The sequence below is a fragment of the Streptomyces sp. NPDC050508 genome (assembly GCF_040655155.1).
GTDB lineage: Bacteria > Actinomycetota > Actinomycetes > Streptomycetales > Streptomycetaceae > Streptomyces.
The window spans coordinates 35986-60623 of sequence record NZ_JBFAJJ010000019.1 but is presented as its reverse complement, the minus strand read 5'-3'; the positions used below and the strand labels follow the sequence as shown (position 1 = coordinate 60623).

Below are 24638 nucleotides of genomic sequence, written 5' to 3'. Positions count from 1 at the left end.
ATGACATGGTTCGGGGACGCGGCCCATCGGGCCACGCCGGACGGACGGTGTCCGGTGGCAAGCGCTTTCACCACCAGGAAACGTAGGTGGCGTTCGTCCGGTCGGTCAACGGTGCTGCAGCAAATGCTTGATCCGACATGGAGTGCGCGCGAGCCGTCGGTCCATGTGAATCGCCGGGCACCACAGGGGGCGCCGGGAGCCTTGACGTGCACACGCGGTGACCGCAGAATGACCGCACGCCCTGACAACGTTGTCGAAAGGTTGCGTCCATGTCGCAGCACGCCGTGGGGTTCACCCGCCGCCAGCTCATGCGGCTGCTCGGCACTTCCGGCATCGCGACCGGAATCGGCCTCGCCCCGGCCCCGGTCCTGGCCTCCGCCGCGACAGCGGCAGCGACAGTTGCCCCGCCGACGGACTCCGTCTCCGACACGTACTACCGCGTCCTCCTCTCCCACACCCGATGGTCGGAAGAGCAGTGGGACGCGGCCCAAGGCCACTACACCGCCCAGGACTTCGGCTTCGCGGTCGTACTCGGCAACGCCGTCCTGCTGACCCGCGGCCCCTACGACGCGGAGCGCGCCGGAGTCGACAGGAACACCCTGCACGCCCGAACCGTCGCCACCGTGCGGCACTTCGCGGCGTCCAACCGGCTGACCGGTGGCACCGAATGGGGACGGACCCTGTTCTTCGACACCACCTTCCAGTCGTACTTCGTCCTCGCGGCCCGCCTCCTGTGGGACGACCTCGACGAGGCGACCCGCCGGAACGTCGACACCATCGTCCGCGAACAGGCGCAGTACACCGCACAGTTGGGCACGGGCGACGATCCCGCCTCCGCCGGCTGGACCCCGCACGGTCTGAGCGGGGGCTTCCAGGGCGACACCAAGCTGGAGGAAATGGGCGTCTACGCCCAGTCGTTGGCGCCCGGTCTGGCCTGGGCGGGCGACGATCCGCGGTACGAGGCATGGCGCGCCGCCTTCGGCCGGTGGAGCCGCAACGAGGCGGGGCTGCCCGCCGCCGACCTCGCCAACCCGGCCCGCGTGGACGGGATCTCGGTGAGCGCGAACACCGCGCAGAACCTGTACGACACGTTCATCGTCGAGAACCACGGCTCGTTCGGCCCGCACTACCAGGAGGAACTCTGGCGCACGTCGGCCCGCAACAGCGTCCACTTCCTGCTCGCGGGCCGCGCCCTGCCCGAGGTGCTCACCGCGCAGCCGAACGCCGGGCCGTTGTGGCGCACCCTGCTCGGCGTGATGAGCGACGCGGGCGAGCCCCTGATGCCGATGGTCGCCGACCGCGAGCACCTCTACGGCCGGGACGTCATTCCGCTCGCCTTCCTGGCCCAGGTCCTCGGCGACCGCACGGCGGCCCGCTGCGAACTGGCCCTGGCGGAGCGCCTGGAGGCATACCAGGCGTATCCGCCGCAGTACCGGCTCGCCAAGTTCTCGGGAGAGCCCAAGTACGAACCGGAGGCCCGGGCCGAACTGGCCATCAGCTACCTCCTGCACGAGTGGCGGGCCCGGTCGGGGAAGCCGCCCGTGCAGCCCTTGTCTCAGCGCGAACTGTTCGAGCGCGCGAGCGGCGTCACCGACCACGGCTCCGGTCCCGGCCTCGTCTCGCATCAGTCGCCGGGCGCGTGGTCCGGTGCGGTCAGCAAGTCCGGCTTCGTGAAGTTCGCCTGGCAACCGGCCCATGACGACTGGCTGTTCGCGATTGGCGGCACGACCTCGATGTTCCTGCCGAGCACCGGCGCGAAGGTCACCGGGCGGTCGGTCGTCACGTACTCACGGCTGCGGGACGGCTTCGACGGCAGCGCGACCCTGCTCACCCTGGACAACGGGCATGCGGGGTTCACCACGTTGCCGTCCGGCGCCGTCGTGTACGCGACGTCCGGAACGGCGTACGGCGAGGGCCACTTGGAGGTCCGCAACCTGGCCATGCCCGGGATGCCGGGCCTGGACGGGAGCCGTACGTATCGGGCCGCCGAGGGCAGCACGACGGTCGCGGCCGGAGACGATGCCGGCACGACCACCGGCCCGCGCGTCGACGAACTCACCTTTCCCCGCGGCCCGTTCCGCCGTCTGCGCATGCTCGGGGTGCGTCCCGACCCGTCGTACGGTTATTCGCTGTTCGCCTTCGAGATTCGTGACGGTGTGTCAGGACCCGACCTGGCGCGGGAGGTCGGGGTCACGGCTTCAGCCTCGTCCTTCGACCCGGGCAGGGAACCCGCGCTCGCCGTCGACGGTGACGCCACCAGTCGCTGGGCGGTGTCGCGCACGGACCGTCCGCGGGCGGACAGTTGGATCGCGGTCGACCTGGGCGCGTCCCGGGACGTGGACCGGGTGACTCTGCGCTGGGAGGCCGCGGCGGCCCGCGCGTACCGGATCGAGGGCTCGGCCGACGGGCAGCAGTGGACCGAGCTGGTCACCTGGCCGCGACCGGACCTCACCAGCCGCGGCGGGTGGCTCGACGTGGACGGCCGTGCGGGTCTCGTCGTACGCGGCGGCACCAACCCGCTTGCGGTGTACGGCGACACGGTCGTCCTCTCCGACGGACCGGCCGAGAGCCTGCTGGTCGAGGCACTGCCCGCCGCCACCCCCGGGGAACTGCGTGCCACGGCCGCCCGCAGGACCCCGTCGGCGCAGTCCCCGCAGGTGAGAGCGGCCGTCACCGAGCACCACCTGAGCCTGTTCAACCTCTCCTCGGATGCCGTGACCACGACCGTGACGATCCCGGGTTCGACGGCCGAGGGAGTCCGCCTCTACGAAGGCACGCAGACGGTCACCGAGTCGGGCACGGCCCTCCAGGTCGAACTGCCCGCTGCCTCCGCCGTTTTGGCGCCGCCGAGGATCGTCCTTTCCGGTCGCCGCGTGCCGGCCGGGCTCCGTGCCGAGGTGCTGGACGGCCGCACCGTACGGCTCACCGGGCCTTCCTGCGGCGTCACCGTCGCGGCGCAGGGCAGGAGCCTCGACGTCACGGTCCGTGCGGGCCGCACGACGACTGTCACCGTGCCACGGGCCACGGCGTACCCCCTGGCCGACCTGGCGCTCGGCCGGACCACCTTCCCGACCGCACCGCTGCCGCCGGGTATGACCGACCCCGGGGCGGCGGTCGACGGTGACCCCGCCACCGCGTGGTCCCCCGGTCAGGACGGCCGCATGGTCGTCGACCTGGGTGCCGAACAGCACATCACCGAGATCCGGACCCGGTGGCGAGGGGGTCATGTCCCGGCGTCCCAGGCCGAGTTCAGCCTCGACGGCCGTACGTACGGCGGAGCGGCACGGCTGTCGGCGCGGGGTGTCCTGCGCACCGACAGCCGTGCGCGCTACGTGGCACTGCGGGTCACCGCATCGGCCTCGGCCCCCTGCTCGCTCGTCGCCCTCACGATCGGGTAGGACCGGCCACCGCGACCCGCGCCTCCCGGGCCACCGCGACAAGCCGCTCCCGCACCAGCTCCATGCACAGCCGCATGTTCTTGTCCGCGATGTCGTTGTCCGGAAGGCGGCAGGCGAACTGCAGTCCCTCGTGGACCCTGGTCACCCACGCGCACACCTGGTCGCCGTACGACACGCGGATCAGCCCGTATGCCTTCAGCTCCTGCCAGCGCTCCGAACCGGCAAGGGCGCGCGAGTCGACGTACGAGACGATCGAGTACAGGTCGGGGGACGTGGGCCTGAAGTCGGCGCCCAGCAGGCGCAGTACGCGGGCGATGGGCATGCGGGCCAGCGGCCGGTTCTCGCGGAGGGTGGCGCGGACCATACGCAGGGCGTCGTCGAAGTCCGTCGCGTGCTCGACGGGGATCTCGATCGGCGCGCCGCCCACGTACCAGCCCACCGAGTCGGCCCAGCGGGACTTGGCCCGGGTGTGGAAGGGCACGACGGTGCGGTACACGTCGAGGCCGCTGATCTCGCGGGCGGCGAGGGCGACGGCGGCCAGGATGCCGACGAGGCTTCCGCCGTACGGGCGGCAGTACGCCTCGAAGGCCGCCGCGTCCGTGTCGTCGACGAGCATCTCCTCGAGGAACTTCTGGGTGGGCAGCGGCCCTTCGGGGTCGAGGCCGAGGTCGACGGGGAAGTTCGGCAGTTTGCCGTCGCAGCGGGCGATGAACTCGCGCCAGCGGGACACGACGGTGTGCGTGTCGTCGATCTGGTCGGCGTCCGTGCGCTCGCCCGCGCAGAAGTCGATGTAGCTCGCGACGGGCACCGACTCGACCGCCTTCCCGGCGAGGCCGGCCGCGTACAGCTCGTGGACCTCGCCCGCGATGCGATGGAGCGAGTAGGCGTCGACGTTGCTGTGGTCGAACGCGAGGTAGACGCTCGTGCCGTCGTCGCGGACGACCGCGGCGAACAGGAAGTTCGGCCAGGTGAGCGCGTCCGCCGTCACATCGAAACGGTCCTGCATGTACCGGGTCAGCGTCACCGCGTCCGCGAACTCCCCCACGTCCTCGCGGTGCAGGGCCACGGCGTCGGCGTCCAGGGTGAAGCGCCGCATCTCGTCACCGGCCCACCGGAAGCCGCTGCGCAGCGTCTCGTGCCGCAGCATCCAGGCCCGCAACGCGCTCTGCAGGACGTCGAGTTCGATCCGCCCCGGCATGTCGAAGGCGGTACCGAGCCAGGTCGGCACGAACAGCCCGTCCTCGCGCACCGTGCGCGCCGTACGGATGTGGGACTCCTGCACGTACGCCGGTGGCCGCGCGTCGTCCGGAAGTGCCCGCGCCGCTCCTACGGCCGTCGGGTGCAGCGTCCACTCGACGAGTCGTCCGGGTCGGATCTCGCACCGCTGAAGGTCACTCATGCGCACAGGGCTCTCCGTTCGCCTGCCCACGGGAGGCCGCCGGGCACCACTGTCGATCCACGCCTCCATGCCGCTCGGGCACCGCTCACTGCATGAGGAGATCAACGATCGGATATTCGGAAAGCAACGCCGTGAACAGGCTTGCTGATCAGTTCATTTCAGCCGGTGCGGTGGAGCTGCGCCGCGAGGTGGTGTTGCAGCGGTTGTCCTACGGCTTCCAAGTCGTGGGCGAAGGTGAGTGTGGTGGCGTCGGTCAGGGTGTAGCGGCGGCGGGTGGCGGTGACCTTCTTGGCGGTCGGGGTGAGGGCTACCTCATGGGTGGCGAGGTCGACCGTGTCGCCGGTGGCGCTTCCTACGAGGATCTCCGCGATGCCGGTGGGCTGGGTGATCAGTGCCTCGATCCGGCCGTCGGGTTGCAGGCGCCACCAGCCGCTCTCGCGGGCTGCGGGGCGCAGCGGTTTGCCTTCGGCGTCGAGGATCCAGGCTCGGGCCTCGTAGTGCAGGAAGGGGCGGCCGTCGTGGCTGAAGGTGACGTCCTGCGCGTAGGTGAAGTCGCCGTCCAGCGTGGGGTATTCGCCCTTGCCTTGGCCGTGCCAGTGGCCTAGGAGGGCGAGTACGGGGGTGAGGAGCGGGTGGGGGGCGGGTTTCTCGTCCGGGTGGTGGGCGTCGGGGTATGGGGGGTTGGACACGGGGGTGCTCCTGTGATTGGTGCGGGTGTCGGGGCGCAGCTTAAGCGCTCCGCTGGCAGTGCCCCGATATGCCGTCGTTTGACTGCTGCGCCGTCGTGGCTGGGCGCGCAGTTCCCCGCGCCCCTTCGAGGCGCTGCAGTTGGCCCGGGATTCGCTGGCTACGAAGTTTTTGCTAACTCGCGGGGACCTCATGAACCGGCCCCCACCTGGGCGAAGTCCCCTTTGTCCGACCGTACTCGCGGCAGGCAACGCCGAGTTCACCGAGCTGCTCTTCCACCCCGTTCTACGCGCGTGGTGTCATGCACCTGCCCGCCACCCCCCACGTGGGCATCAACTCGACTAGGAGTCACGCATGTTGAGGACGTTCCTCGGCCGCGCGGGTGTCGCGCTGGCAGCCGGCGCCACCCTCTTCGTCACGGCAGTCCCCGCCAACGCCGCGACCTACACCGCCTTCGCCTTCTCGCAGGCCGGCACCACCCAGCCGACCATCTACGACTTCATCAACTCGGCCACCTCCTCGCTCGACATGACGATGTACGAGCTGGAGGACACCACCGCCGTCAACGACCTGATCGCCCTGGAGAACAAGGGCGTCACCGTGCGGGTGGTCCTGGACACCGCGCACCAGTCCGCCAACAGTTCGGCGTACACGGCCCTGACGAACGCGGGCGTGGGCGTGGTGTGGTCGTCGTCCAGCTTCGTCTACACCCACCAGAAGACGATCACGGTGGACGGCACCAAGTCGCTTGTCCTGACCGGCAATCTGACCTCGCAGTACTACTCGACCGGCCGCGACTACGGCGTCTTCACCGACGACACGCGTGATGTCGCCGCGATCGAGAAGGTGTTCAACGCGGACTACGCCGGCACCTCGATCACCCCGACCGACGGCGACCATCTGCTCTGGTCCCCCACCGACTCCCGCAGCCGTCTGCTGACCGTGATCAACGCGGCCACCACGACGCTCGACGTCGAGGAACTGGAGTTCAGCGACAGCACGGTGGTCAACGCGATCGTCGCCAGAGCGAAGGCGGGCGTGACCGTACGAGTGGTGCTGGAGAGCCCGTCCAGCTACTCCAGCGAGGTCTCCGCGATCAAGGCGGCCGGCGGCACCGTCGTCGGCTACTCCGACCCGAACGGCTTCTACATCCACGCCAAGGCCATGGTCGCCGACTACGGGCTGTCCACCCAGGAGGTGGAGGCGGGTTCGATGAACATCAGCAGCAACTCGCTGTCCAACAACCGGGAGTTGGGCATCATCCTCACCGGCACGGGGGTGGCCCAGTCCGTCGCCACCACGATCGAGACCACGTTCAAGAGCGACTACGCGGGCGGTACCGCCGCCTAGGTCCTGTCGTCAAATTCCCGTCGTCGCCCGCAGGGCGGCCTCGCGGCGTCAGGTGCGTGCTCTGGGGGTCCCCCCGGCCGAAGGCTGGGGGAGTGCCGGGCGTAGACCCTCGTACTGGACGTACTTGGGTCTGCGCCCGGTGCGGCGAGAGTGCGTGCATGGCGTCGCGCGGCTGGGGGCACCTCCCACGCCCTTAAGGCAGTGGGGGAGGGAATTTGACGACAGGGCCTAGGACCCGTCGGTCGACTCCGGGGCCGGGGACCTCGGAGTCTGCCGGACGGCGCGCAGCGCGAGGGCGAGTTCGGTGATGCCGCGGGGATCGGTCAGCGAGCGGCCGGTGCGTTCGGCGATGCGGCGCAGGCGGGTGCGCACGGTGTTGGGGTGGACGTAGAGCTGCTTGGCGGCCTCCTCGGCGGATCCGCCGCAGTCGAACCAGACGTCCAACGTGTCCAGCAGTACGGTGCGTTCGTCGGCGGGCAGTGCCTCGATGGGGCCGAGGACCTTGGTGACGACGCGGGCCATGACGTCGGGCGCGCCGGCGGTCGCGACCGCGAGCGGCGAATCGTCGAACACGGTCACGGCGCTGCTCTCCGCGTCTCCGCCGCGCATCGCGACCTTGGCGAAGCGCAGGGCGTCGCCCGTGCGGTTCAGGTCGTCGAAGGAGGGGCTCACCCCCACCCGCCGCTCCGCATGGTCCCGCAACACCTCGACCAGGCCGGGCAGGTCCCGCGGGGTGCGCAGGTGCACGATGCCCAGCTGGAGATCGGGGCGCAGCCGCCAGGCGGACCGGATGCCGCGCCGGGTCAGGAGGGCCTCGATGTCCGGCAGGGCCCGGCGGCCGATCCCCGGCACTTCGGCGGCGACCACGGTGAACGGGCCCTCGCGCGGCACGCGCAGGACCTCCGCCGCGGACCAGACGGCATCGGCGCCCATGCTCCTGCCCTCCAGGAGCGCTTCCACCAGCGCGGAGCGTTCCTGATCGCCGGCGAGGAGCCGCCTGGCAACCTCGTCGTGGTATCCGGAGACCATGCCCTCGGTGATGCCGTCCTGGATCTCCCACATGGCGGTGGCCGCCGCGACCAGAACGTCGTTGCCCACCAAGGCGGTTGTGGTGGCCTCGTCGACCACCACCTCCCAGAAGTACTTCACGCCGACGCGGTAGGCAGTCATCACGCTGGGCAGCGGCACGTTCTGGCGAGCACGTCGGCGGCCTATGTCGGCCGCGGTCCGAGTGTCCAGCGGTACCTGCCCGCTGAGCGCCTGGAGGGCGTTGCCGACGTGGATCCGGCAGGCCTCCTCCAGATCCTCCTCGGGCACCGCGTCGTAGTGGTACTCCCGCGCGCCGGCCCGGATCCGCGCCGCCATCTCCTTCGCCAGCTCCCCGACGCGTTCGAGCAGCACGGTCGCCAGGGCTCTGATCTCCTTGTCGACCAATGTCTTCTCCGGCTCACCGCTCAAGGGGTCTCGTTTCTACGGTACCGCCGGCTGTGGCCCCTGGTACTCGGAGTTCATCGCCTCCAGGGCGGCGCGGAGTGCGGCGCGTGAGGTGATGCCGAGCTTGGGGTACAGCCGGTGCAGATGGGAGCCGACGGTGCGGTGGGACAGGAACAGCCGTTCGCCGATCTGCCTGTTGGTCAGGCCCACGGCCGCCAGCTCGGCGATCTGGCGTTCCTGCACGGTCAACGCGGCGTTCGGCGCGGTGGGTCCGGCGGTGGTGGCGACGCCGGTGGCGCGCAGTTCGTTGCGGGCCCGCTGTGCCATGGCCTTCGCGCCGATCCGGTCGAAGGTTTCGAGAGCGGCGCTCAGATGCCGGCGGGCGTGGTGGTCGCGGGTGCGGCGCAGCCACTGCCCGTAGGCGAGCTGGATGCGTGCGTGCTCCCACGGCCAGCGGGCCGCCTGGGGCAGGGACAGCGCCGCCTCGTACAGGGGCCCTGCTTCGTGCTCGTCGGCGGCCACCGCCTCGGCCCCGGCGGAGATCATCGCGGTGCGGAGGGAGATCCGGTGGATGCCCGCCTTCCGCGCGGCGGCGACATGGTCGCGGGCCTCGTCCCTGCGGCCGGTGCGGACCGCCGCCTCGACCAGGTCCAGGACCATCCATCGGCCCGGGATGCCGGGGCTCGGTGCGCCGGGCGGATCGATCCGGCCCACTTGGACGTGCGCCTCCTCGTAGTCGCCCTGCCCCATGGCCGCGAGGTGGCGGGCCGACCGGGCGTAGGCCTCGGTCACCTCGATGCCGCGGGGCGCCGCCCAGGTCGTGGTCTCCTCGCTGCGGGTCCGGGCGAGGTCCGCGTCGCCGCGCAGGGCCGCGCCCGATGCCAGCAGGGCCCGGATCTGTCGCTCCCAGAAGTGGTAGCCGTGGACCGTCGCCAGGTCCAGTCCCTCCTGGGCCAGGCTTTCGGCCTCGTCCCAGCGGCCGTGGACGTAGGAGTCGTGGCAGAGCAGCATCAGCGCGGGGATGGCCATGGCGACCGCACCGCCGTCGCGTTCGCGTTCGATCATGCGGGAGATCAGGTACCGGTGGTCCGACAGGGCGTCCATCGCGACCGCCGCGAAGGCCAGCGGGATGAGCTCCCAGGGTGCCGCGTCGGTAGGCAGCGCCGCGAAGGCGTCGGCGAGGTCCTTGCGCAACGCGTCGGAGCCGCGCGTGGGGTCGACGTACGCGTCGTAGCACAGTCGGATCGGTGTCAGCGTGGCCGGTTCGAAGCGGGCCATCGCGGTCTTGAGGAGCTGCCACGGCTCGGGGCGGAGGGTGTAGAGGCTGACGAGCAGCAGCGCGTACAGGACGCCGTACAGGTCCCAGTTGTCGTTCTCGGCGGTGGCCGTGTTGTCGTCGAGCGCCCGGGCCAGGAGGCGGTAGGCGGCGTCGACGTCGCCCTCGTCGTTGGTGAGGAGGTGGGCGGTGGCGGCGAAGACGAGCCCGGTCGGTGTGTCGGGGGCCTGTCCGGCATCGGCCAACAGCCGTGCGACGTCTTCGAATTGGCCGGTGAAGGTCGCGAGATAGGCGGCTTCGACCAGTCGGCGGGACCGGTCGCCCGCATGGGGGCTGAGTTCACCGGCCCGCATGAGCGCGGCCACGGCGGCGGACGCGGCGATGCGCCGCCCGTCGGAGACGGTCGCCCGGTCCAGCGCGCGGGCCGCCGCGGCGGGCGCCATGCCGCGCCGCCAGGCGGACAGGGCCGCTTCGTCCAACGCCCTGGCAACCGTCTCGTCCGGGCCGGTCGCGGCCTCGGCCAGATGCCACGCCCGGCGCTCCGGCATGTCGGTCAGGGCCGCGGCCAGGGAACGGTGCGCGCGACGGCGTTCGCCGGGGGACGCCCGGTGCACGATCGCGGCGCGGACCAACGGATGGCGGAAGGAGAGGTGGCCGACGGCGTCGTCGGCATGGAGCAGGTCCGCTTCCCGCGCCGGGACGAACGCGTCGACGCCCGTGGAGTCCTGCGCGGCCGTCCGGGTCGTCGCCGGGTCGATCTCGGCATCCAGCGCGGCCATGAGCAGCGCCGTCCGGGTCGGCGCGGGCAGCCCTTCGACGGCAGAGCCGAAAGCCGCCTCCAGCCGCCCGGTGAGAGGCAGGAGTGCGGGCAGGGAGACCTGGCCCGAGCGCTGCCGACTGCTCAACGCCCTCGGCAGCTCCCGGAGCGCGAGCGGGTTGCCCGCCGCCTCAGCCAGCATCCGACGTCGCACCGACGGCCCCAGTTCGGGCCAGCCGACGTCCAGCAACTCGGCAGCCGCCCGCTCCGCCAACGGCCCGATCTCGCCCATGCGCAGGTCGAGTTGGGCGCAGAAACTGTCCGCACCGGTCCGCACGGTGGGCAGGAACACGATCGGATCGTCGCTGATCCTGCGCACGACGAAGCCCAGTACGGTCGCGCTGGCGCGGTCGACCCAGTGCGCGTCGTCGGCAATCATCAGCAGCGGGCGCTCGACGGTGGCCTCGCCGAGCAGGGCGAGCACCGCCGTCGAAGCGGCCAGCGGGTTCGGCAGCGGTCCCGGCGCGAGACCGAAGATCCGGTCGATGACGTCGCGATGATGGCGGGCGAGCCGGTCGGCGTGACGGCGCAGCGGGTAGAGCAGCTGATGCAGCGCCGAGAAGTCCATCTCGGCCTCGAACTCCACGGCGGAGGCCCGCAGTACGCGCATTCCGGCGGCTACGGCCCGTGCCCCGGCGGCATCCAGCAGTGCGGTCTTCCCCACTCCCGGGCCGCCGCGCAGCAGCAGGCCGGGACAGTCCCCGTCACGCCCTGCCAACACCGAGTCCAGCAGTTCCAGCTCGGCCGTGCGACCGACCAGGTCCGCTCCAGCCCGTGAGGTCACCGACTTCCCTCCATCAAATTGCTTGCCGAAAGAAATATATCGGGTCGGCGAGAGAGAAGTGCGTACTGTCGCTCGACAGCAAGATCGTCGCTGATCGAGGGGTGGAGGTCGATGTTCCCGGCCACAGCATTCGGCGCCGACGGCAGTGGCCGGTCACACCACCGCGCCGTACCGGCGCGACAGGAACAGCGGGCCGTGGGTGTCCTCCCACAACCCGCTGCCCGGCCGTCCAGCCGCTCGCACCCGCAGGTGCGTCGGCAGCCGCCTACTGCACGGCGTCGGCCGCTTCGTCCGCCTCCACCCTTGCCAGCACCGCGTCCAGCGTCGCGTACTCGGCCTCCTCCACGGCCGCGATGGCGAAGTCGACGGCGTCCGCGGCGTAGTCCTCGGCATCGTCGGCAGCGTTCTGCAGACGCTTCACATCGCGCTCGGCCTTGCGTTCCTCCAGCTTGGTGCGGACCGAGTCCACATGGTCCTGCCACGAGGTCTGCACCTGGTTCCAGGATCCGGTGACGTTCGCCTTCGCCCGTTCCCCACTCGACTGCAGCCTCTGCGCGCCCTGTTCGGCCCTGTCCTTCGCGTCGGCCACCGCGGCGGACAGCTTCTGCCGGTCCTCCGCGACACTTGCCGCCACGGTCCGCTGGGCTTCCTGGGCCTTCTGCGAGAGCTCGGCGAGACGGCCGGCGGGGCCGTCCGAGGTGGTGCCGGGCACCTGGTTCTTCTGCGGCGTCGGGTCCGACATGGTGATCCCTTTCCTTGACGGATGTGTGCTGCTCGGTGACGCGACGTACTGACCTGCATACCTGAGCTGCCGTCACTCTTCCGTCGCGCCGCCCGACCCGCTTCGGTCAATCGACGCAATGAACGGCGTACGGACACGCACGCGGATGTGGCCTCGCCCGCAGTCGATTGACCCAAGGAAGGCGCCCGTCCCGTCCGTACGCTGACGGGCATCTCTCGTGAACAGCGGATCAAGGAGTGCCCGTGGCCCCTGGAATCAATGGGTTGGACATACGCCTTCCGAACGAGCAGGCCGTTCTCGCGCGGATGCGCGGGACCCAGGACCGGATCGCGGACGCGATCACGACGTTCGCCGGGACCATGCAGTTCGTCTATCTCCACGCGGTGTGGTTCACGGTCTGGATCACCTTCAATGAGGGGCTGTTCGGCCACTCCGCGATCTGGGACCCCTACCCTTTCGGACTGCTCACCATGATCGTCAGCCTTGAGGCGATCTTCCTGTCCACCTTCGTGATGGTGAGCCAGAACCGCCAGGCGATCCGCGAGACGGTCCGCGCCGACCTCGACTTCGAGACCAATATCCGCTCCGAAGTGTGGGCGGCCCACATGGGACATGCCCTCGGAGTCGCGGCCGAGCAGGTCGAGCAGGACGTCAAAATCCTCCTGGCGCAGAACCGGGCGAAAATGAACGGCTCCGGTCGGATACCGACCGCCAATCAGCCAATCGACTGAAGCCGCGCCGCCGACCCTGCGATGACGATGGCCCGTACCGGATACCTGTCACTGGGAGGATCGACATGATCCCTCGACATCGCCCTCTCGTCACCTACTGGGACTGGCAACAGCACGCACTCTGCCGGGGGATGGACAGCTCCGTCTTCTTCTCCCCGTCCGGGGAGCGCGGCACCCAGAAGCGGACGCGCGAGAAGAAGGCCCGGGCCGTGTGCGGGCGTTGCCTCGTGATCGAGGCCTGCGCCTGGACCGCGATGAGCGGCCCTGAACCGTACGGCGTCTGGGGCGGCATGTCCGAGGGCGAACGCAGAGCGCTTCGGCAACTGCGGCCCCGCACGCCGGCGTCGGAGTCACGGGGAGAACGGAACGAGTGACCGTCCGGTGCCCGTGGCACGATCACATCGTCCTGGCGCTCGCACCCCACCGGGCACCGTAGAACCGTCAGCGGTCCCCCGGTGCCAGAACGTGGGCGATGACCTCGTCCCAGTCCATCGCGAGGCCTTCGGCACCGAAGGGAACAGCCCTGAGCGTCTCTCCGAGCCAGGCACGCAAGGGCGCGACACCGCCTTCGAGGAGTGCGGCGCCGGTCCGTCCCCGGAGCAGGAGCCAGAGGCTGTCCCCGCCGTGACGCGGGCATGGCGGCCAGATCCGTACGTCGCCGTCACCGCTCGGCCGGTGCAGGCCCGCCATGAGCAGCTCCCGTGAGAGCACCCAGGTGACGGCGCCGCCGACGTCGTTGAGGAATGCGACGCGCACTTCGAGGGGCTCGGTGCGGTCGTAGCCGAAGCGGGCGTGGATCGGCAGTGACTCGTGCGGGGACACGTGCCGCCACATCGTCAGGGAGAGTTCCGCGCAGTCCCGCTCCCCGGAATGTGAACGTGCGTCCCTGGCCGGTTCGTTGTGCGAGCGGGACATCCAGCTCCTCCCTTTCTCCGCTGGTCTGCGCCGGGGCGCGTGAGCTGCGCCCCGGCGACCTCGTCAGCCGGCCTGGTTCTTCAGGCTCCGTCGCTGGTGGACGACGATGTAGCCGAGCAGTGCGTAGCCGAGCAGGTGGGCCGTGGAGCGGGCGAGCCGGTGGCGCGGGGCGTCGTGGGACCGGTGGTGGTCGGAAGGTGTGCGGGTGACCGCCTTCGTGCCGGCGACCAGTGCGAGTGCGTCCCGCAGCAGGTGTTCGAGTTCGGCGGCCGGCTCGCGGAAACGGCCGGTGCCCTTCTTCGTGGATCGAGTTGCGTCGGGCATCGCGGTGCCTCTCGGTCGGGACGCTGTCGGGCGTCAGCCGGTGATGTACACGTCGTCGCGCACGTCGTAGACGCCCGGGGCCATCCAGGCGGCCGCGAGCACGGCGTCGTGCTCCGCCCACGTGCGGACATGGCCGGTGAGGATCACCGTGTTCGCGTTGGTGGTGACGTCGACTTCGCTGTCGTCGAGGATCAGCGCGTTGCGGTCCAGCGCGTCCGAGACGAGGAGGGTGACGTCGACCGGGTCGGCGTCGTCGGAGATCTCGATCTTGTTCTTGATGCCGCGGACCCCCGCGAGTCCGGCGACCGTCCGCTCCGCGGCCTGCCGCTCGGAGCCGTACCGGACGACACCGTTCAACGTCACGTTGCCGTGGACGGCGGTCGCCTCGACGCCGGCCGGCACGGCGATGGTGATGCGCAGCACGGTGTTCGCCGTCTCCGCCAGCGTCGTGTCGTCGCGCTCGTGTGCGGTCGGCAGCACCACCTCAAGGTTGTTGTGGACCTTGGTGACGCCCGCCATGCGCTGTGCGGCGGTGGCGGCTTCCAGGTACTGGAGGTAGCTCGGGACGGTGCCGGTGAGCCTTACTTCACCGCCCAGGTTGTGCACGGTGATGTCCGTCGAGTCCACCAGCGGATCGAAGACGAGTTCCGCCTCGACCGACTGGCGAATGTCCTTTGTCCTGCTCATCGGGGGATCCTTCCGTTCCGGTGAAAGCTGAGGCGGATCACCCGTGTCATGCTGCCGGAGGCCCCGTCGCCGGGCTTGAGTCATCCGACTGCCGCGATGTCGTCACCGCGGGGTGTCGGGCCGTGTCCGGTCCCGGTACATCGCCACAACTGCCTTGCGCAGGCAGAGCCGTTCGGCGATCTCGTCGTCGGAAAGTCTCAGGGCGGACAGCTCGGTGATCTGCCTCCATCGCTCCGCGGACGACTCGGGCCACTCGACCGGGGCGCCCGTCGCCCGCAGTTCGAGTCGTGCCTCGTCACCGGACGGGAGCGCGCCGATCCGGTCGAAGGCGGACTGCGCCGAGGTCAGCAGCGACCGCGCCTCCTGGACCCGTCCCTGGCCGCGCAGCCAGGAGCCGTACGCCAGCTCGACCTTCGCGCGGGCATAGGGCCAGTGGGACAGATCCTGTCGCAGCGCCGCCAGGTAGAAGTCCTCGGCGTCCTCGTCGGCGGCCAGGACCGCGCGGGCGTACGACAGGTTGATGTGCTGTATCGGCGACGGCGACGCCTGGGCGACCGACTCCAGTTCCGCGACCAGTTCGCGGGCGTCCTCGCGGTGTCCGGCGCGGACGGCCGCGTCCGCGAGGAACATCAGGCTGACGAACCGCTCGGCCCGGTGGAAGCTGGGATCGGCCAGATCGAAGACCGCGCGCAACGTCCGGTAGGCGTCCCGGTTCCGCCCGGCTGCCAACAACACCAGTCCGCGGGCGAGTTGAAGCAGCGACAGCATCGCGTTCCGACCGCGGGCCTCGTGCAGTTCGGCCTCGGCGGCCCGCCGTAGGACCTCCCGCGCATCGCCGACGAACGCTTTCAACAGGACGTCGCACACCAGCGTTCCCGTCTCCCAGAGTCGCTGCCCCGTCTGTGCCGCCAGCCGCTTTCCCTCCTCCGCCGCGTCGGCCGCCCGGCCCAGTTCGCCGCGCAGCACGTGCGTCAGCGCCTGGATGGTCAGCACATGCGACAGCAGTCCCAGGCGGCCCTGCCGGCGCAGTATCTCCTCGGAGCGGTCCAGCAGTTCGGATGCCAGAGCGAGGTGCCCGACGACGTGTGCGGCCATGCCCATGACCCGGAGTGCGTCCCCGTCGTCGCCGGGGGCCGTCCGGGTCAGTGCTTCGACGACCTGCCGGGCGCGCAGGAGGGGTTCCGCCATCGCCAGGGTCGCGAGATGGCGCGGGTCGCCCGCCGTCTCGGGCAGCCGGTCGGCGCAGGCGACCACCCGCGCCCGGGCGGCCGGCCCGGTGTCGGAGATGTGGCAGCGGAAGGCCGCCATCAGGAGCATGTCGAGCGCCAGGCCGGGGTCGGCGCGGGCGGACCGGACGGCGATGTCGCACAACTCGTACACACGGGCCTCGTCCCTGGGGATGCCGTGGTCGAACATCTCGCCGAGCCATTCCCTGCGTGCCCGGTCCAGGTCGGTCAGGTCGGTCCTGGCGGCCGACTGCAGCAACCCGTGGACAAGGTCGTCCCGGCCCATTCCGAACGCGTGCCCGGCGGCCATCAGCAGCCGGTGCCCGCGCAGCGCCGACCAGCTCGTCAGCTGTGCCGACCGCTCAAGGGCGTGGATCGCCGCGATGACCGCCCCCCGGCTCAGTGCCTGCGCGGCATTGGCCTCCAGAGCGTCGGCGATCCGGTCGTCGGGCCCCACGATGGACTGCGCGCGGTGCCAGGTCCGCCGGTACGCGTCGTCCAGCGTGCGGGCCAGCACCCGGTGCGCCGACCGGCGCCGGGCCTGGCCTTCGGCCTGCAGGAGTCCCGACCGCATCAGCGGGTGCAGAAACACGACCCTGTTCTCGCTCACGGTCACCAGTCCTGCGGCCCGCGCCGGATCGAACACTTCAGGAGGGACCGGCTCGCCGCGCAGGGCCGATGTCCCGGCGATGACCTCGGCGAGGTCGCCCGCCGGGTCGACGGCCGCGAGGAGCAGAGCGTCCCGGGTGGCCGAGGGCAGTTCGGCCCCGCGCCCGGCGAACGTGTGCTCCAGCCGGTCGGACAGGGTCAGCGGCCCCAGTCCGCCGGAGGGCAGGCCCGCCATCGCGATCGGCAGCTCGCGCAGGGCCAGTGGATTGCCCAACGCCTCCCGGCGGATGCGCCGTTGCTCGGCCGGACCGAGGCCAGGCGCATGGGCGGACAGGATCCGCGCTGCCGCGTCGTCGTCCACGCCGTCCACGGTCAGCCGTGGAAAACCGGCGTCGAGGAAGGGGCCGGTGTGGCCACGGCGCAGCACGGCGACGATCACCACGGGCCCGGCCACCCGCTGTCCGAGGAACGTCAGCGCTTCGTGCGACTGCGGATCCAGCCACTGCACGTCGTCGGCCAGCACCAGCACGGGTCGCTCCGCCGCCACGGCCGCGAGCAGGTCGACGACCGCCAGCTCGATCAGGAACGGCTCCGGCGGCGGCCCGTCGGCCAGCCCGAACGCGGTCAGCAGTGCCTCTCTCTCGTGCCGTGGCAGCAGCGACACGTGGTCGAGCACGGGACCGACCAGTTGGTGCAGGCCGGCGAAGGGAAACGTCGCCTCGCACTCGACGCCGACCAGCCGGAGGACCCGGAACCCACGGGCCCGCCCCCTGGCCGCCGCCGCACGCAGCAGCGATGACTTGCCGATGCCCGGTTCCCCGATCATCAGGAGCACCGCACCGCTCGGCGGCGCAGATTCGAGGAGCCTTTCCAGTACGGCGATCTCCCGCTCCCTTCCGATCAGCATCGCCGCACCCATGGCCTTCTTGACTCTGTGTCAACTCCCTTGGAACTCCACGCTAATCACGCCGCACCGTCGACGGCTTGCGTCGTTCGACTGCTCCCGTTCACCCATCCGCGGTGCGACGGGCGTTGCTCTCAGCGGTCGCTCGTGGTCGGCTCCGGCAGCTTCAACAGCGGTGCCAGTTCGCCGCGTGAGGTGATGCCGAGCTTGGGGAAGGCTCTGTACAGGTGTGCCGCGACCGTGCGGTGCGACAGATACAGCCGTTCCGCGATCTCCCGGTTGGAGAGGCCTTCGGCGGCGAGCCGGACGATCAAGGTCTCCTGAGGCGAGAGCAGTTCGGCGACGGACGGCAGCGGGTGGTCGGCCGTTGCCGCGTTGTGGCCCGCCCAGTCGGAGGCTCCGACGAGATCGAAGGCGGTCCGCGCCGAGAGCAGCATCGTGCGCGACCGAGCGGCCTGACGGCGCCGCCGCAGCCACTGCCCGTACGCGTGTTCCGTCCGCGCCTTGACCAGCGGCCAGCGGGTCAGGTCCTGGCCCAACGCGACCAGGTACAGTTCCTCGGCCGCCGCGTCGGGGGCCAACACAGCTCGGGCGTACGGCAGTTGGACGTGCAGCAGTGGAGCGGGAGTCACCCGGGCCGCTTCCTCAAGGCCCGCGAGGATGTGCGCGGCGTCATGACGGCTGTTGCCTCGGTCCGCTGCCATGGCGAACGGCATCACCGCGGCGAAGCCCTGCCGGCGCAGGCCCTCGTACGGCTGGTCGACAAGCGGCCGCAGCTCTTCGTACGCCTCGCGGTGGCGTCCCTCGCCGAGCCTTGCCAGGCCACGGGCCAGCCTCAGCGTCGGGGCGAGTTCGGTGCGCCGGCGTGCGGTCACCGGGTCGGCCGACTCCCGCGCGCGCACGGCCTGTCCGCGCAGTGCGGCGGCGACCGCGTCCGTGCCGGCCAGCGCGGCGACCAGGGCCGGCTGCTGGGTGTCGGCGACGATCCGGCGTGATTCTTCGGTGAGTTGAGCGGCGCGCGGCCAGTCCCCGAGCAGCAGCAGGTCGGCCGCTTCTGTGAGGAGGGTCTCGGCCAGCAGGCCCAGTCGGCCCTGTTCGCGAAGGACGGGTTCCGCCCGGCCGAGCAGGTCGACGGCGCGGACCGGATCGCCGATCGCGTGCGCGGCCATGCCGAACAGCCGGAGCGCGTCGACGTCGGGGCGGTACCAGACCGTCTCGCTCGACGGCAGCCGGTCGGCCGCCACCCGGCCGTGCAGGACGGGTTCGGTCAGCGCCAGGGCCGCGATGTGGCGTGGGTCGCTCGTGTCCGTCAACCGCTGGGCGGCGTCGACGATGTCGGCGCGCGCAGCGGGACCCGCACCGGTCCTGTCTGCCCGGAGTGCCGCGCTCAGCAACAGATCGAGAGCCAGGTCGGGGTCGCCCGCCGACAACCCGGCGATGTCCCGCGGTGGTGTCCTGGCCGGTCCTGGCCGCGGTTCCGTGTCCGTGGCGTCCCGTAGCCACCAGGCCTTCGCCCGGTTCGCGGCGCTGAGTTCCTGACGTTCCGCCGTGTCCAGCAGGGAGTGGGCAAGGTGCGTGCGGCCGAGGCCGTGCGCGTGCTCGGCCGCTCCCAGCAGGCGGTGTCCCCGGGTGGCCGAGTCGGTGGTGAGCTGCGCCGATCGTTCGAGCGCCCGGACGGCCGCGACGGCTCCGTGTCGCCGGAGCAACGAGGTGTGGACGTCCGCCAGTTCGTCCGCGATCTCGTCGTCGGGGCCGTCGACGGACTGGGCGCGATGCCAGGCGCGCCGGTCCGGGTGCTCGGCCAGTACCCGCGCCATGGCGGCGTCGGCGGCCTGTCGGCGGGCCGGGGTCTCCGCCTCCAGTACCGCGCATCGGACCACGGGGTGGAGGAAGCGGAGTGTCGTCCTGTCGAGCCGTATCAACGAGGCCTCGACGGCGCTGTCGAGGAAGTCCACCGCGACAGCGCGTCCGGCCAGGGCGGAGGCGGCGGCCAGGATCTCCGAGAGGTCTCCGACCCGGTCGACGGCCGCGACCAGCAGGGCGTCCCGGGCCGGCGACGGCAATGCGCCGAGCCCGGCCGCGAACGCTGTCGCCAGCGTGGAGTTCACCGGCAGGTGGGTCCACGAGCCGGGCGCTTCCGTGGGGCGCCAGGCTGCGGGGAGTTGGACCAGCGCGAGCGGGTTGCCGAGCGCCTCCCCGAGGATCCGTTCCCGGACGGCGGGAGGCAGCGTGGCCGCATGGCGGGCCAGCAGCCGCCGTGCCGACGGCTCGTCGAGCGCCGGCACGTCCAGTACGGGCACACCCGCCCGGTCCCGGGTCCTGCGGAGTGCCCCGAGGACGACGACCGGATTGTCGCTCGCCCTGCGCGCGATGAACACCACCACGTCCCGGGTGGGCTCGTCGAGCCGCTCCACGTCGTCGAGGATCAGCACCACGGGCTGCTCGGCCGCCTTCGCGGTGATCAGGTTGAACGCGGCCAGGGCCACCTTGAAGGTCTCCGGCGCCGGCCCGGAACCGGTCCCGAGGGCGGACCGCAGGATCCCGGCCTGTCCCGCGGGCAGCGCGTCCACCGTGCCGAGCACCGGCCGCAGCAACTCCCGTAGACCGCTGAACGGTGTGTCGTACGAGCGCGCGACCACCTCCAGGGTCTGCCATCCGGCGGTGCGGGCGCGTTCTGCCGCGGCCCGCAGCAACGCGGACTTGCCGCTGCCCGGGCCGCCCTTCACTGCCAGGGCGCCACCGGCATCGGGCAGCCTTCCCAGCAACTCCTGGAGGATCCTCAGCTGATCGTCGCGGCCGAGGAGCCCGGGTTCGTCCACGTGTCTCCCCAGTGTCCAGTTCGCCCACGTCTTCCCGGTGCCCAGCGTAGGCAAGCCGCGGCGGCGGGGCTTGCGTCATACGACTGCACCTGGAACCACACGGCGGTGCTACGGCGCCCCTGACACGCGGGTGCGCTGTGGCCGCCGTATCGGCTGACCCGTCACACGTACCCTCGGCGCTGCACCACGTTCAGGGCGAGGGCGCCGAGCGGGACGTTCAGCCAGAACGTGAGCAGCCGGTAGACGAGGACCGCCGAGGTGGCGGCGCCGGCCGGCACGCCGAGCGTCGTCAGGCCGGCGATGAGGCCGGCCTCCAGTGCGCCCAGTCCGCCCGGTACAGGGGCCGCGTTGGCGATCAGCCGGGCCGCCATGTAGACGGCGCCGACCTGGACGAAGGGAAGGCCGCCGCCCAGCGCGTGCAGGCTCATGGCCAGGCCGACGACCTGGATGAGGGGCAGTCCGAGAGCGCCGATGACGCCGACGGCGACCTTGGCGGGTTCGGTCGCGAGCCCGGCGACGGTCGACCCCGCCGCACGCAGGAACGGCCACACCTTGTCGTGCAGGAAGCGACGGCCGGGCGGGGTGAAGGCGAGCAGGCCCCCGGCGGCGAGCGCCAGGGCGATGGCCCACAGCAGATAGCGGCCCGCGGACAGATCCAGGTGCACTCCGGCGTGGCGTCGTCCCGCCGAGGCGAAGAAGACGGCGGCGACAACGGTGTTGGACAGCGCACCGGCCAGGCTCTGCAGCCCGACGGAGGCCGAGGCGGCACCGGTCTCGATCCCCGTCTTCTGCAGGTAGCGCAGGTTGAGCGCCATGCCGCCCACGTTGCTCGGGGTGATCCGGTTGAGGAACGAGCTGGCGAACTGCACCTGGTACGTGGCGCCGAACGGCAGCCGGTCCGGGATGGTGCCCTGCTGCAGGAAGGTCGAGAACGCCTGCGAGAGGAAGGTGATGGGCAGCACCGCGAGCACCCACCACCAGTTGGCGTCCCGCAGCGCGTCGAGGGCCGCGGGCGCGTTGGCCAACTGCGGCAACACGAGGTGGAGCACCAGAAACGCGCCCACCAGACCCAGGGCGCTCTTCCATGTGAACCGCGCCAGATGCGCGAGCGGAACTGCCTTGGTTCCACTGGCTGTTGAGACTTCGGCGGCGAGATCGTGCAGCAGGCTGGGCCGGCCGCCGGCGCGCAGCGTCCGCCGCCCGGCCGTCTCCCTGGCCGCCCGGACGCGGGCCAGGTCGTACCGGGCGACCGCACGCCGCGCTGACCCCATCAGCGCGAGCGGTTGCAGGTACGGCAGCGCGGTCGCCAACAGTTCAGGCCCCAGGCCTGCCAGTGCGCACGCGGTGGCGCGCCGGGGCCCGACCCGTACCGCGGTCGTGGCCAGCAGTTCGGCGAGGTCGCTGCCCAGTACCTCGGGCGGAGCGTTGAGCCGGCCGCGCGCGAACGCGGAGAGCCGGCTCCCGCCGCCCGGTTCGACGAGGATGTGCTCCGGGCGCAACGCCCCATGTCCCAGCCGGTGTTCCTGGAGCCGGGCCACGGAGGTCCACACCCCGGTGAGGAGGTGATCGGTCAACTCCTCGTCCGGCAGCGCGGACAGCGCTCGGGCGTCCTGGTCGACGGTGGCCACGAGCGCGCCGCCCCCGGCCACCGGATACGCCATCACGGGTTCGTCCACCCGGGCGCCCGTGCGGGCCGCGAAGACGAGCATCAGCAGTTCGTGCTCGGCGGCTCCGAGCGGTGGCTGGGCGGTCGCCTCGCCGGGGTGGCGCAGCAGCGTCCGCCGGGCGAGCCGGTGGAACAGATCACGGTTGTGGTCCTCGGCGGCGAGCACCCGCACCGCCAGCCGGGAATCGCCGGTGGTCGCGGCCCGGTAGATGGTCCCCTCCCCCGGCACCTGCTCGGCCGCGGGCAGTTCGGTCAGGGTGGCGACCGAAATCCCGGAGGCGACAAGGGCGTCGGCGACCGCCCGCGCCGTCGGGCGGTCGGCGGGAGCCCCGGCCAGCAGCAGCACGGCCGAGCCGGCCGCGCCGCCCATGGCGAGTGCGGCGACGGCGTCCAACGGCACGATCGCGGCGGCGGCAACGCTCAGCACGGCGCAGGCGACGGTCAGGAACCACAGCGCCCGTCGCGGACGCGCCCCCAGCCACGGCCCGGCCGCGACGACCGCCGCCGCGCAGGCCGCCAGGTACACGGCCGACGGCCAGCCCGCCTGCACCAGACCGTCCCGGCCTTCCAGCACCCCCGGCCACGCGTCCGGTCTGCCGCGCACCAACGCCAGGTGCGTGAGCGACCACGCGCCGAGCGCGCCCAACAGTGCCGCGGGCAGGACCCGTAGCACCGGCTCGGCCCGCCGCCGTACGCACCACACCACCAGGGCGACGAGCGGCGCGAGCATGGCGACGGCCTGCACCGTCCCCACGAGAGCGTCCCGTAGCGCCGGAGGGAGTGCGGTCGCCGTGCTGAGCAGGCCCTGTTGTGCCGCGCGGACGAATGCGCGTGTCGCGACGGCCAGCAGCACCGTCACCACGAGCACGGCCAGGGAGACCAGCAGCCGCCACAGATCGACCGCCCTGCGAACGGTCCGCCGGGGCGGAACATCGATCACCGGAGCCGGGGAGCCCTCCGCCGCGGCGACGGCGTCGATCCCTTTGGTCACGTCGGCTCCTCGTCGACAGGCCGAAAGCCGGAAGGTACCGATCTTCTCGCCTGAACGCGGCGCACGCATCCGTCAGATGGCTGCACCGCTTCATGTGACGACCGTAGAGGAGTAAGGAAGTAGCGGATGCAGTCGTATGACAGATCGCGGCGGGGAGGCGCGATTCTAGCCTTCGTGGCGAACCCGGCCTCGGGCGAAGAACGAGGCGACACCCTCGTATGTGGAAGGTGACCATGCTCAGTTCACCCAACGTACTGCTCGCCCGCGGTCTGCTGGCCGTCGCCCTCGGCGTCGTCTCCGTCGCCTGGCCCGGCATCACCGTCGGCGCCTTCGTCATCCTCTTCGCCGTCTACGCGTTCATGACCGCGGCGACGGACAGTGCCCGCGCCTTCGCCGGCGACAGGGTCGGACCAGTCCTCGGCTGGCTGCTGCTCGCCCTGCTCTCGTTGGTGTCCGGTGTGGTCGCGCTGGCGTGGCCCGGCATCACGGCTCTCGTGCTCACCATCTGGATCGCCGCCTGGGCACTGACGACCGGTGCCATGGAGATAGGCCTGGCCTTCCAACGCGGCGAGAGCGCCGGAGAGCGGACCCTGTTCCTGCTGACCGGCGCGGTGGCGATCGTCTTCGCGTTCTCGCTGTTCGTCCGCCCGGACATCGGCGCGGCCTCACTCGCCACGGTCTTCGGCCTGTTCAGCCTCGTCTACGGCGTCTCGGCGGTCTTCGCCTCGTTCGAGGAGCGGCGCCACCGAACCGACCAGAGCCGGCGCCAGCCGGTCGGCGTCTAGGACTTCGGCGGCGGACAGCCGCGTGGCGCCGACCAGCAAAAACGGCGCCACGCGGCACCGGCCGAGTGGGAATCGATCACCTTGCACTTCATTTCCTTGCTTGACAAAGCACATATTGACCCGGGCATACTCGATGGCGATCGATCCAGCGGTTCACACGACGGAAGGCCCGCATGAACCTCGGCATCGCCATCGCGGATTTCACCCGGCCCGGCGGCCCGACAGGCATCGCACGCCATGTGGCCCGACTGGCCCGTACGGCGGAGGAGTTCGGCTTCACCCGCATCGCCGTCATGGATCACCTCTTCCAGATCGGCATCGTGGGCGCCTCCGAGCAGGAGATGCTGGAGGCGTACACCACGCTCGGCTACCTGGCCGCGTCCACCGAACGTGCGGAACTGCTCGCCCTGGTGACCTCGGTCGGCTACCGCGAACCAGGCCTGCTGGCCAAGATGATCACCACGCTCGACGTTCTCTCCGAGGGCCGCGCCGCCCTGGGCATCGGCGTCGGAGCCGGCTTCAACCTCGCCGAGGCGCGCGGGCTCGGCCTGCCTTTTCCTCCGGTCGCGGAGCGGTTCGAGCGGCTTGAGGAGACTCTCCGGATCTGCCTGCAGATGTGGAGCGACGACGAGAAACCCTTCGAAGGCCGGTACTACCGACTTGAGCGCACCCTCAACTCCCCCGGCACCGTACGGCGACCCCACCCACCGATCCTGATCGGCGGATCCGGAGAGCGGAAGACACTCCGGCTCGTCGCGGAGTACGCGGACGCCTGCAACCTCTTCCACGGACCCGACCTCCAGCACAAACTCGACGTGCTCCGCCGGCACTGCGACGACGTCGGGCGCGACTACGCCGAGATCGAGAAGACGGTCCTGCTCCCCCTCGACCCCGGCGCGTACGGCGAGAACATCCGGAGCTTGCTCACGGAACTGCGCCGACTGGACCACATCGGCATCGACCACGTCATCGGCCCGATCCGCGGCACCGACCAGCACGCCGCGCTACGACTGCTGGGCGAGCGCCTCGTACCGGAAGCACTGAGCATCTGACGCACACAGCACACCGCCCACTGCTCGTTGGCGAAAACCAAC

The 24638-nt window shown here is 71.2% G+C and carries 17 protein-coding genes; 6 read left to right on the top strand and 11 right to left on the bottom strand.

The genetic code is table 11. The annotated features are described in order from the left end of the window. Positions 1 to 269 precede the first annotated feature (269 nt). Positions 270 to 3398 (top strand): discoidin domain-containing protein, encoded by a 3129-nt coding sequence (locus AB0I69_RS39380; protein WP_363100569.1) that lies wholly within the window; start codon positions 270 to 272, stop codon positions 3396 to 3398. On the opposite strand, the gene AB0I69_RS39375 is transcribed toward AB0I69_RS39380, so the two are convergent. Both AB0I69_RS39375 and AB0I69_RS39370 read right to left on the bottom strand, forming a co-directional pair. Then, positions 3385 to 4797, bottom strand: coding sequence for a condensation domain-containing protein (locus AB0I69_RS39375; RefSeq protein WP_363100568.1), 1413 nt, complete (start codon positions 4795 to 4797; stop codon positions 3385 to 3387). The genes AB0I69_RS39380 and AB0I69_RS39375 overlap by 14 nt on opposite strands. 158 nt (positions 4798 to 4955) lie before the next feature. Then, positions 4956 to 5486 (bottom strand): FABP family protein, encoded by a 531-nt coding sequence (locus AB0I69_RS39370; RefSeq protein WP_363100567.1) that lies wholly within the window; start codon positions 5484 to 5486, stop codon positions 4956 to 4958. A 352-nt stretch (positions 5487 to 5838) separates the two neighbouring features. Here AB0I69_RS39370 and AB0I69_RS39365 point away from each other — a divergent pair, with 352 nt between their 5' ends. After that, the gene (locus AB0I69_RS39365) at positions 5839 to 6834 is read left to right on the top strand and encodes a phospholipase D-like domain-containing protein (RefSeq protein ID WP_363100566.1); all 996 of its coding nucleotides are present in this window, start codon (positions 5839 to 5841) and stop codon (positions 6832 to 6834) included. A 228-nt stretch (positions 6835 to 7062) separates the two neighbouring features. On the opposite strand, the gene AB0I69_RS39360 is transcribed toward AB0I69_RS39365, so the two are convergent. The 3 genes from AB0I69_RS39360 to AB0I69_RS39350 all read right to left on the bottom strand — a co-directional run bounded on the left by AB0I69_RS39360 (position 7063) and on the right by AB0I69_RS39350 (position 11887). After that, positions 7063 to 8292 carry a helix-turn-helix domain-containing protein gene (locus AB0I69_RS39360; RefSeq protein ID WP_363100565.1) on the bottom strand — a complete coding sequence of 410 codons (1230 nt, stop codon included), beginning with the start codon at positions 8290 to 8292 and terminating at the stop codon, positions 7063 to 7065. A gap of 12 nt (positions 8293 to 8304) precedes the next feature. Further along, positions 8305 to 11145, bottom strand: a complete 2841-nt coding sequence (locus AB0I69_RS39355; RefSeq protein WP_363100564.1) for an AAA family ATPase — start codon at positions 11143 to 11145, stop codon at positions 8305 to 8307. A gap of 265 nt (positions 11146 to 11410) precedes the next feature. Continuing rightward, positions 11411 to 11887, bottom strand: a complete 477-nt coding sequence (locus AB0I69_RS39350) for a hypothetical protein (RefSeq protein WP_363100563.1) — start codon at positions 11885 to 11887, stop codon at positions 11411 to 11413. A 242-nt stretch (positions 11888 to 12129) separates the two neighbouring features. Here AB0I69_RS39350 and AB0I69_RS39345 point away from each other — a divergent pair, with 242 nt between their 5' ends. Beyond that, on the top strand, positions 12130 to 12618 hold the full coding sequence (locus AB0I69_RS39345) for a DUF1003 domain-containing protein (RefSeq protein WP_363100562.1): 489 nt from the start codon (positions 12130 to 12132) through the stop codon (positions 12616 to 12618). Between the two features lie 65 nt (positions 12619 to 12683). After that, complete coding sequence (locus tag AB0I69_RS39340; RefSeq protein WP_363100561.1) at positions 12684 to 12992, top strand: WhiB family transcriptional regulator; 309 nt, start codon at positions 12684 to 12686, stop codon at positions 12990 to 12992. A gap of 67 nt (positions 12993 to 13059) precedes the next feature. Here AB0I69_RS39340 and AB0I69_RS39335 read toward each other — a convergent pair whose 3' ends face one another. The 6 genes from AB0I69_RS39335 to AB0I69_RS39310 all read right to left on the bottom strand — a co-directional run bounded on the left by AB0I69_RS39335 (position 13060) and on the right by AB0I69_RS39310 (position 22759). Then, positions 13060 to 13533 (bottom strand): SsgA family sporulation/cell division regulator, encoded by a 474-nt coding sequence (locus AB0I69_RS39335; protein WP_363100560.1) that lies wholly within the window; start codon positions 13531 to 13533, stop codon positions 13060 to 13062. Between the two features lie 63 nt (positions 13534 to 13596). Continuing rightward, positions 13597 to 13857, bottom strand: coding sequence for a hypothetical protein (locus tag AB0I69_RS39330; RefSeq protein ID WP_363100559.1), 261 nt, complete (start codon positions 13855 to 13857; stop codon positions 13597 to 13599). A 33-nt stretch (positions 13858 to 13890) separates the two neighbouring features. Further along, on the bottom strand, positions 13891 to 14544 hold the full coding sequence (locus AB0I69_RS39325) for a BON domain-containing protein (protein WP_363100558.1): 654 nt from the start codon (positions 14542 to 14544) through the stop codon (positions 13891 to 13893). Positions 14545 to 14646: 102 nt separating this feature from the next. Next, positions 14647 to 17286, bottom strand: a complete 2640-nt coding sequence (locus tag AB0I69_RS39320; RefSeq protein ID WP_363100557.1) for an AAA family ATPase — start codon at positions 17284 to 17286, stop codon at positions 14647 to 14649. A gap of 131 nt (positions 17287 to 17417) precedes the next feature. Beyond that, positions 17418 to 20102 carry a LuxR family transcriptional regulator gene (locus AB0I69_RS39315; RefSeq protein ID WP_363100556.1) on the bottom strand — a complete coding sequence of 895 codons (2685 nt, stop codon included), beginning with the start codon at positions 20100 to 20102 and terminating at the stop codon, positions 17418 to 17420. Positions 20103 to 20263: 161 nt separating this feature from the next. Next, entirely contained in the window at positions 20264 to 22759 is a 2496-nt protein-coding gene (locus AB0I69_RS39310) for a lysylphosphatidylglycerol synthase transmembrane domain-containing protein (RefSeq protein WP_363100555.1), read from the bottom strand. A gap of 233 nt (positions 22760 to 22992) precedes the next feature. Here AB0I69_RS39310 and AB0I69_RS39305 point away from each other — a divergent pair, with 233 nt between their 5' ends. Both AB0I69_RS39305 and AB0I69_RS39300 read left to right on the top strand, forming a co-directional pair. Next, positions 22993 to 23544, top strand: a complete 552-nt coding sequence (locus tag AB0I69_RS39305) for a DUF308 domain-containing protein (protein ID WP_363100554.1) — start codon at positions 22993 to 22995, stop codon at positions 23542 to 23544. Positions 23545 to 23717: 173 nt separating this feature from the next. Further along, the gene (locus AB0I69_RS39300; RefSeq protein WP_363100553.1) at positions 23718 to 24596 is read left to right on the top strand and encodes an LLM class F420-dependent oxidoreductase; all 879 of its coding nucleotides are present in this window, start codon (positions 23718 to 23720) and stop codon (positions 24594 to 24596) included. The last annotated feature ends 42 nt before the right edge of the window (positions 24597 to 24638 follow it).

Bases quoted from the DNA above. Each gene is read 5' to 3' on its own strand.
- AB0I69_RS39380 (WP_363100569.1), top strand. From the start codon at position 270: ATGTCGCAGCACGCCGTGGGGTTCACCCGCCGCCAGCTCATGCGGCTG.
- AB0I69_RS39375 (WP_363100568.1), bottom strand. From the start codon at position 4,797: ATGAGTGACCTTCAGCGGTGCGAGATCCGACCCGGACGACTCGTCGAG.
- AB0I69_RS39365 (WP_363100566.1), top strand. From the start codon at position 5,839: ATGTTGAGGACGTTCCTCGGCCGCGCGGGTGTCGCGCTGGCAGCCGGC.
- AB0I69_RS39350 (WP_363100563.1), bottom strand. From the start codon at position 11,887: ATGTCGGACCCGACGCCGCAGAAGAACCAGGTGCCCGGCACCACCTCG.
- AB0I69_RS39340 (WP_363100561.1), top strand. From the start codon at position 12,684: ATGATCCCTCGACATCGCCCTCTCGTCACCTACTGGGACTGGCAACAG.
- AB0I69_RS39335 (WP_363100560.1), bottom strand. From the start codon at position 13,533: ATGTCCCGCTCGCACAACGAACCGGCCAGGGACGCACGTTCACATTCC.
- AB0I69_RS39330 (WP_363100559.1), bottom strand. From the start codon at position 13,857: ATGCCCGACGCAACTCGATCCACGAAGAAGGGCACCGGCCGTTTCCGC.
- AB0I69_RS39325 (WP_363100558.1), bottom strand. From the start codon at position 14,544: ATGAGCAGGACAAAGGACATTCGCCAGTCGGTCGAGGCGGAACTCGTC.
- AB0I69_RS39320 (WP_363100557.1), bottom strand. From the start codon at position 17,286: ATGCTGATCGGAAGGGAGCGGGAGATCGCCGTACTGGAAAGGCTCCTC.
- AB0I69_RS39305 (WP_363100554.1), top strand. From the start codon at position 22,993: ATGCTCAGTTCACCCAACGTACTGCTCGCCCGCGGTCTGCTGGCCGTC.
- AB0I69_RS39300 (WP_363100553.1), top strand. From the start codon at position 23,718: ATGAACCTCGGCATCGCCATCGCGGATTTCACCCGGCCCGGCGGCCCG.